We start from the raw sequence: 11,681 nt of genomic DNA, 5'->3' as shown, positions 1-11,681 counted from the left end.
CATCACGTTGGTGGTTACTTAAAGATTGCCCCTGAGCATACAGAAGAAGGTCCATTATCTAAGATGATGAAGCCGGGCATGGGCAGTTACTACAAGTTCAAAGAGTTATTCGAAAAGTATTCAAAAGAAGCCGGTAAAGAACAATACCTAATTCCATACTTTATTGCGGCTCACCCAGGTACCGAAACCAAAGACATGATCAACCTTGCACTTTGGTTAAAGGAAAACAAATTCCGTTTGGATCAAGTTCAAAACTTCTACCCGTCGCCAATGGCAACGGCAACGACTATGTTCCACACCGAAATTGATACTTTGCATAAAGTGAAGAAACAAAATGATGTCGTTCCTATCGCTCGTGGTGAAAAAGAGCGCCGTCTGCACAAAGCGATTTTGCGTTATCACGATCCTAAAAACTGGAAGATGATCCGTCACGCACTAAAAGAAATGGGCTTAGCCAAACTTATCGGTCACGGCCAACAGCACTTGGTGCCGCCTGCGTCTGCAAATGAAGAGCGTTTGGCGAGCAGCAACCGTGGACGTCGCCCTAACCTTAAAGGTAAGGGGCAAGGCGGAGGTCAAAAAGCATTGACTCGTCACACCGGTTTAGGTCAGTTCGACAACAAGCCTAATGGTAAATCAGGTGGTAAGCCTTCTGGTAAACCTGGAGCAAAAAACACGGCGAACAAGTCAAGCAGTAAAGGCTCTGGCAAGCCAAGCTCAAATCGCGGTAAGTCAGCACCTAAAAAATCAAGAGCAGGCCGCTAAGTTTCGACCGTCAACAAATAGTAATAAGGCTTCGGTAAAATACTGAAGCCTATTTTCATCAATAAATGAGAGCAATATGAGTACAATCAACGAGTTTTTCGAAGAAGTCGCCGCCACCCAAATGATCTGGGCATTACATGATAAAGCTACAGAAGGTTGGGTTATTGTTGACTCAACTCAATTTGAAGACACTGATGTGATGTTAGTTTGGTCTCGAGAGTCAGTTGCACAAGCTAACTGTACTGAAGAGTGGGCACAGTATGTACCAACTCAAATTTCAGTTGCTGACTGGCTTGAATTTTGGGTAGAGGACTTATCAACTGACAATGTCATCGTTGGCATCGACTGGCAGGAAAATGGCGAATGTCCTGAGCTAGACTTGGGCGAATTTAGTCAAAAGCTAGCAGAAGTCGAAAAACTGTAAGTAAGTACCAACCTCCCTCTTTAAAACGCCAAAAAGTAGCCCTTTTTGGCGTTTTTTCTTTACTTAGTCCCAAAAATCTATAGAATGCGCGCCTGATTAAAAAATGTTCTTTAGTAATTTGAATAATAGTAGCGCTCGGGCTTCTTTTCATTATAAAAAATGAAGGAATACAGCTCGGGATTTTTTGTGCTTTTTTACTATTATTAGAATTACGTTCTTTTGAAAAATAGGTGATTGTAAATGCAACCGATGTTAAACATCGCAGTTCGTGCTGCGCGTAATGCTGGTAAAATTATTGCTCGTGCATATGAGCAACTTGATATGGTTCAAGCTGAATTAAAAGGTGCGAATGATTTCGTTACTAATGTCGACAAGGAAGCTGAACAAGCAATCATCTCTACAATTCAAGCTTCTTACCCTGACCACTCTTTCGTAGCGGAAGAAAGTGGTGTTATCAAAGGCAATGCAAAATACCAGTGGATTATCGATCCATTAGACGGTACAGCAAACTTCGTAAAAGGCATTCCACACTTTGCGGTTTCTGTTGCATTAAAAGTTGACGGCAAGTTAGAACAAGCGGTTATCTTAGACCCAATTCGCGGTGAACTATTTACAGCCTCTAAAGGTGCTGGTGCACAGTTAGATGGCAAGCGCATTCGTGTTTCTAAAGCTCGTGACCTAAGCGGTACTATCCTGGCGACAGGTTTCCCATTTAAGCAAAAGCATCAGCTAGAAGCCTACAGCGCGATGTTTAATGACTTATTCTTACAAGTTGCAGATATGCGCCGTGCTGGCTCTGCCGCACTTGATTTAGCGTACGTTGCAGCTGGCCGTGTTGAAGGTTTCTTCGAGATGGGTCTTCGTCCATGGGACACAGCAGCAGGCCAATTAATTGCCAAGGAAGCAGGTGCAGTAATTGCTGACTTTGAAGGTGGTAGTGACTTTGATAAGACGGGTAATATCGTAGTTGCCACTCCTAAAGTACTTGGTGCAATTTTAAAAGCGATTCGCCCACATTTAAATGACGGTTTGCGTTCACTTTAATTTCAATTACGCAGTACTTACCTGAGAAGCAAAAAACCAGTGAAATTTATATTTCACTGGTTTTTTTTGTCTTATTCACCGGTTGTATAAGCCGACTTTTGAGTTACTAAGTCCTTTTTAAAACGCTGGCTTTATTTCTTTTGGCCCAGTGTTTCTAATACGACCTGCTCCAAGTCCTCTAATAAAAACGGCTTAGTAACGTAATGCCTAATTCCTAGCTTCGTTGCTCTTTCTCTATCTTCCTTACTCACGCTAGCACTAATGATCACAGTAGGCAGGTTTTCAAATTCTGGTTTACCCACCAAGTTCTCCAACATTGTAAAACCATCCATTACTGGCATGTGTAAATCAACAAACAGGATGTCAGGTAGCGTGCCACTGGTGAGAAGCTCTAGTCCTTCTTTGCCATTGTCTGCGACACTTGCCTTGATGTTAAGAAGCTCTAGCTGTTTATTGGCAATCATTTGATTGATCTTGTTGTCTTCGACAATTAACGCATTAAAGTTTTGTTCACGTATTTCCGCGAGATGGGCTTGTCGTCGCTCTGTGTCCAATTGGCTGTCTTCTTGGGTGTTTCCTTGCTGAGTAATATCCACAGGTATGTTCAAATTAAAACGCGTGCCTTTACCCACTTTACTATCAACAATAATTGTCCCTTTCATCAACTCTGTTAGCTGTTTTACAATGGCTAAGCCTAATCCAGTACCGCCGAAACGACGGGTGGTCGACTCATCAGCTTGAGTAAAAGACATAAATAAGTCTGAGATTTTGTCTTCTGGGATACCGATGCCTTGATCTTCAACGACAATACTTAGTTGTGCGGTATTTCCATCTTTTTTGAACAAGTTTACTGACAGCTTTACGCTGCCCTTGTGAGTAAACTTAATGGCATTATCAACCAAGTTCATCATGATTTGTTCGAGTCGGACTGAGTCACCGACCACATCAATATCATCCAGGCCTTGATGCTCGACTTCTAACACCACCCCTTTGGCACTGGCCTTTTCTGTTAATAAATTCTTGATGCTATTTACTGATTGAGATAAATCAAACGGTGTCTCTTCGAGTTTAATTTCACTTTCAGACACTTTAGAGAAGTCTAATACATTGTTAATTATGCCTAATAGTAGCTTTGAAGAGTCCAATATTTGATCAAAATACCCCTTTGCTTCTGGCAAATCATTGCTATTTTTACCTATCTGGGCAAAACCAATAATCGCGTTTAAGGGGGTTCGATACTCGTGACTCATGTTAGCTAAGAACTGACTTTTGGCCGCATTTGCTTTCATCAATTCGTCGTTCTTTTCGCTTAACTGACTTGTCTTTAACGCCACCTTTTTCTCTAGCATTTCACTCAAATTAGTCATGATAATGATAAAAATGACGCTAAATGTGCTTACACAGCAGCCAATAATAATGATCAACCAACTCGACCAATCGATAGAGTCCTGATCAAAAGCCGCACTACTTGCATATTCAACTTCAATTCGGGTATCAAAAAACGAAAATGTTTGTTTATGTTTATAAAGTGCGTTTTCTCGATAACCCGCATCAAAAAACGCAGTAGTGTTATCACCTTGAATATATTTAGTGCGGAACACAAACTGCTCTCTCATCTCATCGGTGTACAAGCTATAAACAAGCTGATCTAACTCCAGTACAGCCTCAAATAAACCAATGAGCTTAGAGACACGCATATTGCGTTCTTTGGGTACTTCACCGTCTTCATATATTGGATAATAAACAATAACAGCGTTAAAATTTTCTAAATCTTGAACCAAAGACAACTGAGGCGAGACAGCTTTAGTACCAGAATAGATGGCCTTATTCACTGTTATCCCAACCACATCGTGAGACGACACATCTAGCCCAACAGCCGTGCGATTGGGACCAAGTGGTTCGGTATATAAAATGGGAATATAGTACCTTTGATGCTCAGCAGGCTGAACCTTACCGCCAATGAGTTGCTTCAAGGTAAAGTTTGGGAAGTCTTCTTCAGCAATTCGCTGCTCGAACTGCCGACGCTCACTGCCATTTACTTTTGGTAGCCAAGCTAATGCTCTGATTTTTATATCTGGATTTAAAATGTTGTCAGTGAACTCTTTAAACTCTGCTCGGCTAACAAATTCACTCGCTCTAAACAAACCTTTCATACCGACTAACTGCTGAGAAATCGTGTTCTCAATAAGGTTAATTCGTTGCGAAAACTCAGTGGTATGGGTAACAAACGCTTCCATTCTAGACGTTTTATAGTGTTCACGAGAAAGCCCGAATATTGAGCTCACAAGTAAAAACAATATAGCGGCAGGAACAACAATTTTGAGTTTGTCTTTTTTCTGCAGGTAATAAGGGTTGTCAAATAGTGACAGCACAATCGGTAAAAAGAAAACGACACCAATTAAGTCGCCCACCCACCAAGTAAATGCAATAAACAATGAGTGGTAAAGTGGAATACCATTAATTAATGAAATAGCTGTACTACTAAAGGTAGCAGAAACCAAACAACCAACCGGCCCGGCAAGCAATAAAAAATGAACCACGCTCTTGAGATAAGTGTTATTGATAGGCTTCGCGACATATCTATCCAGTAGCCATTTGGTAAAGGCCATTTGTAAAACGGTACCAACCGCAATGAGCAACGGCAGTATTTGCTGTAGTGTTTCTTGTTCGAAGAATCCCTCTTTTGCGACCTGACCATTGGCAAGCAAAGCGCCTAAGAAGACTCCGACAAGCGCCATGCGACCAAATATTAGATAACTAGCAAGGCCAACACCAGCAGCAGGCCAAACGGCGCTGGCAAACCCTGGTGGGATTGCAAATAGCAAGCCTACTTTGGAAAATAAGTAATAGCTGACAAATGAAATCAGAATAACGACTGCAGAATTGGGTTTAAACCTCAACGTTTTATCCTTTGATTTTACATACATAAAGCACCGACACACAAAAGCGCCTGAATTATTATTATTGTTTTTGAATTAAGTATGTTGATTCGTTCAAATCAATAAACTCTAAATCTACCAGATAAGGATAGTCTGTCATTAAAATTTTTTGTGTAACTTCTTTCAAAGAGCTATTTTTTCCTAAATTAGTCAATATTTAATCAACTGCACCACAACTACACTGTTTATATAAACAGTTATTGGTTATGATAATCAAATCACTAGTTTTTGGAGCTCAAAGTGAGACTAATCATTGCCGAAAAACCCAGCATGGGCAGAGCGATTGCCGATGCCTTACCTAAGCCAGTCAAAAAACACGAAGGTTATATTGTCGCTGGAGATGGCACCCATGTGAGTTGGTGCATTGGTCATATCTTAGAGCAAGTCGAACCCGACGATTACGACCCAAAATACAAAAAGTGGAATTATGGTGATTTGCCGATTATTCCCGAAGCGTGGCAGCTCAAGCCCAAAGCTAAAACAAAGTCACAGTTATCGGTTTTGCGAAAACTCACCAAGCAAGCTAGCTCGATCGTTCACGCAGGCGACCCAGACCGTGAAGGACAATTATTAGTTGATGAAGTCCTACATTATTTAAAATTGCCAAAAACCAAACACCAACACACTCAGCGATTATTGGTCAGTGACTTAAATACGCCGGCCATAAAAAAAGCATTGGGGCAATTACAGGATAACAAGCTTTTTATGCCGCTTTCGGTGTCGGCATTGGCCCGTTCACGTTCGGACTGGTTGATAGGAATGAATCTAACTCGCGCTTTTACATTACTTGGCCAAAAGGCAAATTTTAATTCTGTTTTGTCTGTCGGTCGTGTTCAAACCCCTTTATTGGGCTTAGTGGTAAGGAGAGATCAAGAAATTGCCGACTTTGTGAGTAAAGACTATTACCAAGTCGATGCTCATGTCACACTCGATAGGCAATCCTCAAATACTAATTTCACAGCGAGGTGGCAACCAAGCGAGCATTGCGCCAACCATCTCGATGAAGAAGGCCGTGTCATCAATAAAAGTTTGGCGGAGCATGTTGTACGACAAATTTACCAGCAGGACGCTGTCGTCACTGAAGTAAAAAAAGAACGTAAAAAGCAACCAAGCCCTTTGCCATACAATTTATCGAGTTTGCAAATTGATGCAGCCAAAGCATTTAAACTGTCAGCTCAACAAGTACTTGATGCCTGTCAGACACTGTACGAACGTCACAAAGTTATTACTTATCCCCGCTCCGATTGTCGTTATCTACCAAAACAGCATCTAAACGACGCCCCCAAAATCATCGCTCATTTAGGTCAATCACCCAAACCTCATGTTGCGATGGTCGCCGGTAAGGCTAACGTAAATATAAAGAGCCGCGCTTGGAATGATAGTAAAGTAAGTGCTCACCATGCCATTATCCCTACCTTAAAAAGTGCCGCGAACCTTTCACTTTCATCTAGTGAAGCTAATGTGTATCAACTCATCGCCAAGCAGTACCTAGCCCAGTTTTTTGAAGCATATGAAAGCGATCACTCAAAAGTAGAATTAGAAATAAATAAAGGTAAGTTCATCGCCAAGTCAGTTCAAACCGCTAATGTCGGTTGGAAAATAATCTATGAGAAAACAGAGAAGTCTGACAACGCATTACCGCCACTTACGAAGGGCCAAACTTTATTTTGCCAACATGGTGAACTGTTATGTAAACAAACAGAACCGCCAGCCCACTTTACTGACGCGACGTTGTTAGGAGCGATGACAGGAATCGCTCGCTTTGTCCGAGACCCTAATATAAAAAAGATCTTGCGCGAAACCGACGGTTTAGGCACAGAAGCAACCCGAGCTGGTATGATTGAACTGTTGTTTAAACGAGGCTATTTGACCAGGCAAGGTAAAAGTATTCGTGCTACTGATGTTGGTGTCGCGTTAATAAAAGCATTACCTGAAGAAATCACGTTGCCCGACATGACCGCCGAATGGGAGATGCAACTTCAAGAAATATGTGACCAAAACTTAAACTACCAAGCTTTTATCAAAGATATCGAAAATAAGTTAACTCAGTTGGTAAGCGATTCAAAAGATGCAAAATTAGTTGGTCTACCTGAGAAACCTTTTAAACCAAAACGACGAGGCGCAAGTAAAAAGACCTATAATAGTTCTTATACAAAAGGTAAAAGCACCAAAGTACCGCCAGGCACTTCATCAAAGAAGAGTGCAAGGCCCAAAACTAAGAAAAAATAATGAATCGAGTAATATTAATGCGACTTCCGCTTTTTTTAACGTTATTAATAACAATGTTTCTCAGTGGCTGTACGTCACAAAAGTGGTATGAAACAAGTAGAGAGCCTGCAGGAATTGCAGCGCACCCAGACAAAGAGTCTGACGCAGTCATAGAGTTTTATGCCGCTGATGCGTTTAGTTGGAGAGGCTGGTTTGCCGTTCATACTTGGGTAGCCATTAAAGAGAAAAATGCGACAGAATACACTGTCTTTGAAGTCGTTGGCTGGCGGGTTAAGCGTGGACTTCCGGCACTAAAAGAATATAAAACAACAACGCCCGATCGTTATTGGTATGGCGCAAAACCAGAAAAGTTTTTGTCGCTCAAAGGAGATAAAGCTGAACAATTGATCCCTCAAGTGCTCAGTGCCGTTAAAGCCTACCCGTGGAAAAACGAATACACTTTATTTCCTGGTCCTAACTCTAATACTTTCCCTGCTTGGATCGGTCTACAAGTGCCTGAGCTTAATTTAGAAATGCCGTTTAGAGCTATCGGCAGTGGCTATGCTGAATGACTTTATTTATTGATGGTTGAAGGCCAAATTAATAATTTAATGTCATTATTGCGTTAGGCCTTTTACGACTAGTAATAAACAGCCGAAGAATCTTAACAGGTCCAATCCCCCGACTATACAAATCCCATTTTCTGGTCTAAACCTTTTTATTATAAATTGATTTAGATGAGAGATATGAACCAAGACCTTTTGAATGGACTGAACTTTGAACCCGAAGCCTTAGCTCAATTCCAGTCTGTCACTGAGGTCGTAAATAATCGGTTCAACCGTTGGTTGGTCAGCCGAAAAATTACCAACCCGCTGAGTTCGAACATCTTTGGCATGGAATCAGATATCATGGCCATTGATCAAAAAATCACTCAAGAAAAAAGCAATGAGCGAGAGCTCCTTGATATCGAACTTAAAGGGCAAGAGGCTCGAGTCAAAAAGCTTCAAGATCAAAAAGACCTACTGATTAAGGTCAATAAAATCTTTCAATCTAGGTTGTTTAAACGCCTACAAATCGAAACCAAAGACATAGATAAAGTCATCACAAAAAATCTAAAAGTGCCAGAGGAAATCAGCTTCCTTTATGAGGTGCTCTTTAGTGCTTCTGTCACCTATAATAAAATTTGGTCCGGTGTCTGTGCTATTCCAGGCTTAGAAGCGGACCTAACCCGTATGGTCAATGACGAAAGCTTTTGTAAAACCCTTGGCCGCCAGGCTCCCAAACAAGCTATTAAAGGCCGTGAAGCTGTTGGTTTTTTGGGAATCAATGGTGCCAAAGCGGTGATAACATTATTGTCGGTCCGGCGTAGGCTAAACCTCAAGACGACTCATTTTCCTCTGTCTAATGATAAGCTGTGGTCATTTGTTGTTACTGCGGGAAATGTTGCAAACCACCTTCTTAAACGCGCTGGGTATAGAGAGCCGATTCAAGGCTTTGTATTAGCAGGTGCAGCTATGCTTGGCCATATGGCCATTCTTAATATGTTTGATGATGTATTTAATCAAACTAAACATGATTTTATGGTGGATTTAAGAGACAAGAATGCCATGGACATGTACTTTGTTGCACCTGACGTAAAAGCCCACCCAGTTGTACTAGCAGAAGTCTTTGTTCAAAATGCAACGCACTTTAGCAGTCAGGTTATTAAAAGTATCAATTGGCAGCAACTACCGCATGTACGAGAAGCTTTAGTGCAAGAAAACCAACGAACTCCGATGACACAGCGTTCACTTTTTGGACAGGTCCTACGTCAAGCGATACACTTTTCAAAATTTATTATGCTCAAAGAAAGCAGACAGTTTAGTGCCGATCATACCCGGCCCTATCTCTACGGTGCTTATCTAGATAAAACAACAATTAATGACCTGCTCAAACACAACGTCAAACAGCTAGACTTACGTCAATTTATGGAATAAAAAAAGCCCATTCACTTGCGTAAATGGGCTTAATAAGACTTGTCCAAACCTATTGAAAACTAATGGTTCTCTTTTGCGTGGTTTAGGCTGTATTTTGGAATTTCAACGACGATATCTTCATCTTTGATAATTGCTTGGCAACTTAAGCGAGATTCGGCTTCTAGGCCCCAAGCTTTATCTAGCATGTCTTCTTCAAGCTCATCGGCTTCGTCCATCGAATCAAAACCTTCGCGAATAACAACGTGGCACGTCGTACATGCACATACTTTTTCACACGCATGCTCAATACCGATGTCGTTTTTAAGGGCTACGTTTAAAACCGATTCCCCTTTTTCGCCTTCTAATACCGCGCCATCTGGGCACAGCTCTTCATGCGGTAAAAATATAATCTGTGGCATATTAAATACTCTTTAATTCTCTGGGTTAGACATCACTGACAGACTGACCTGTCAGCGCTTGTTTTATGCTGTTTTCCATTCGTCTTGCCGCAAATGGCTGGCTGGTGTCATCAAGCGCTTTTATGTTTGCTTTGATGGCATCACCGTCTTCGTTTTGTGTCGCTGTACGCAGATTAGCAATCGCTTCGTTAATTTTAACACGCTCTGCATCAGGTAATAGCTCAGGGTTCTCTTCCATTGCCATTTCAATAGCTTCAATAATGCGAATCGCATCAACACGTTGTTCTGCTAACATTCTAGCTTGCATGTCTTCTTTCGCATTAGTCATTGATGCTTTGATCATCTCAGCAATTTCATTTTGCTCGAGGCCGTATGAAGGCTTAACTTGAATTGACGCCTCAACGCCTGTCGACTTCTCCATTGCCGACACGCTAAGAAGGCCATCTGCGTCAATTTTAAAGGTCACGCGAATAACTGCGATACCAGCCGTCATCGGAGGAATTCCTTTTAGAACAAATCGCGCTAGGCTGCGACAGTCATCCACCATTTCACGTTCACCCTGAAGCACATGAATAGCCATCATCGTTTGACCATCTTTATAGGTGGTAAACTCTTGCGCACGTGCCACAGGAATAGTGGTATTACGTGGAATGACTTTTTCTACCAAGCCCCCCATCGTCTCGAGCCCCAATGACAGCGGCGTTACATCAAGCAACAACATATCTGAGTCAGGCTTGTTTCCCACTAATAAGTCTGCTTGAATGGCCGCACCGATTGCGACGACTTCATCTGGGTTAATCGATGTTAGTGGTTCACGACCAAAGAAACCTTCAACGCGCTCACGGACCAACGGCACTCTAGTCGAGCCGCCAACCATGACCACTTCCATGATATCGTCAATTTCTACGTCCGCGTCTTTTACCGCACGTCGACAACTGCGTAGTGTCTTCTTAACAAGGTCTTCGACTTCAGCTTCAAACTCGCTTCGCGTTAAAACGCCTGAAACCGTCGTTTCTGACAATTCGACTTTAAATTCTACTTCGTCTTGATCTGTTAAGGCTTCTTTTAGTTGGCGACCTAAGTCGTACATTTTACGTAGGCTAGAATTGCTCAAACGCTCTGTAATATTGGCTTTTTTTAGTAATAACTTAACGATTGCACGGTCAAAATCATCACCGCCTAATGCTGAGTCGCCACCAGTAGACAAGACTTCAAAGACACCTTTGTTCAAACGTAAAATGGAGATATCGAAAGTACCACCGCCTAAGTCATAAACCGCAATAACACCTTCTTTGCCAGAGTCTAGGCCATAAGCAATAGCTGCCGCTGTTGGCTCATTGATGAGACGGAGAACTTTAATACCAGCTATTTCAGCGGCGTCTTTTGTGCCATGACGTTGAGCATCATCAAAATAAGCAGGAACCGTAATCACCGCCCCTTGTAACGCATCTCCTAAAGTAGCCGTTGCTCGCTGATGAAGTTTATTTAAAATCTCAGCGGATACTTGGATAGGGTTTTTCTCACCTTGGCGGGTTTGAATGTTAACCGTGTGTTCTTTTTCAACAAACTGATATGGTAAATCGCCGTATAATTCGTTGATATCCTTTAAGCCACGACCTAAGAATCGCTTTACTGATACGATAGTATTTTCAGGGTCTAACGAGGCGTTCAGTTTGGCTTGTAAACCAACTTCTACGCCGTTATCTAAATATTGAACGGCAGATGGCAAAGACTTGTTGCCATCTACATCTGGTAATACGTCTGGTAAACCACTGCGTACTGATGCGACAAGTGAATTGGTCGTACCCAAATCGATACCCACAGCTAATTTATGCTCGTGAGGGTTGGTACTCTGACCTGGTTCTGCTATTTGTAATAATGCCATAATGAGCTATTTCCCATTGATTTGCAGGTGAGTTAATTACTC

Annotated in this window: 9 protein-coding genes; 6 read left to right on the top strand and 3 right to left on the bottom strand. The window is 41.9% G+C overall.

The genetic code is table 11. The features are described from left to right. The 3 genes from AC4E96_RS09395 to suhB form a co-directional block, all read left to right on the top strand. Positions 1 to 765: DUF3362 domain-containing protein (locus AC4E96_RS09395; RefSeq protein WP_490255630.1), on the top strand; the 765-nt coding region annotated here is incomplete at its 5' end. A 76-nt stretch (positions 766 to 841) separates the two neighbouring features. Continuing rightward, positions 842 to 1,189 (top strand): DUF2750 domain-containing protein, encoded by a 348-nt coding sequence (locus tag AC4E96_RS09390; RefSeq protein WP_488032450.1) that lies wholly within the window; start codon positions 842 to 844, stop codon positions 1,187 to 1,189. Positions 1,190 to 1,429: 240 nt separating this feature from the next. Then, a complete protein-coding gene (gene suhB / locus AC4E96_RS09385; RefSeq protein ID WP_488032449.1) occupies positions 1,430 to 2,233 on the top strand; it encodes an inositol-1-monophosphatase in 804 nt (267 codons plus the stop codon). Between the two features lie 131 nt (positions 2,234 to 2,364). Here the strand turns inward: suhB and AC4E96_RS09380 are convergent, their stop codons facing one another. Further along, on the bottom strand, positions 2,365 to 5,133 hold the full coding sequence (locus AC4E96_RS09380; RefSeq protein ID WP_490255629.1) for a CHASE domain-containing protein: 2,769 nt from the start codon (positions 5,131 to 5,133) through the stop codon (positions 2,365 to 2,367). Positions 5,134 to 5,412: 279 nt separating this feature from the next. Between AC4E96_RS09380 and AC4E96_RS09375 the strand changes: the two genes are divergently transcribed. The 3 genes from AC4E96_RS09375 (at position 5,413) to AC4E96_RS09365 (ending at position 9,356) form a co-directional block, all read left to right on the top strand. Next, positions 5,413 to 7,401 (top strand): DNA topoisomerase III, encoded by a 1,989-nt coding sequence (locus tag AC4E96_RS09375; protein WP_490255628.1) that lies wholly within the window; start codon positions 5,413 to 5,415, stop codon positions 7,399 to 7,401. A gap of 53 nt (positions 7,402 to 7,454) precedes the next feature. Further along, positions 7,455 to 7,952 carry a DUF3750 domain-containing protein gene (locus AC4E96_RS09370; RefSeq protein ID WP_490255642.1) on the top strand — a complete coding sequence of 166 codons (498 nt, stop codon included), beginning with the start codon at positions 7,455 to 7,457 and terminating at the stop codon, positions 7,950 to 7,952. Positions 7,953 to 8,126: 174 nt separating this feature from the next. After that, entirely contained in the window at positions 8,127 to 9,356 is a 1,230-nt protein-coding gene (locus AC4E96_RS09365; protein WP_490255627.1) for an HDOD domain-containing protein, read from the top strand. A gap of 59 nt (positions 9,357 to 9,415) precedes the next feature. On the opposite strand, the gene fdx is transcribed toward AC4E96_RS09365, so the two are convergent. Together fdx and hscA are read right to left on the bottom strand one after the other, a co-directional pair. Continuing rightward, entirely contained in the window at positions 9,416 to 9,754 is a 339-nt protein-coding gene (gene fdx, locus AC4E96_RS09360; protein ID WP_488032445.1) for an ISC system 2Fe-2S type ferredoxin, read from the bottom strand. Positions 9,755 to 9,779: 25 nt separating this feature from the next. Further along, the gene (gene hscA / locus AC4E96_RS09355; RefSeq protein WP_490255626.1) at positions 9,780 to 11,639 is read right to left on the bottom strand and encodes a Fe-S protein assembly chaperone HscA; all 1,860 of its coding nucleotides are present in this window, start codon (positions 11,637 to 11,639) and stop codon (positions 9,780 to 9,782) included. Positions 11,640 to 11,681: the final 42 nt, after the last annotated feature.

The sequence above is a fragment of the Psychrosphaera sp. genome (genome assembly GCF_982872775.1).
The sequence above is the reverse complement of the archived record's forward strand: the minus strand, read 5'-3'. Positions and strand labels throughout refer to the sequence as shown.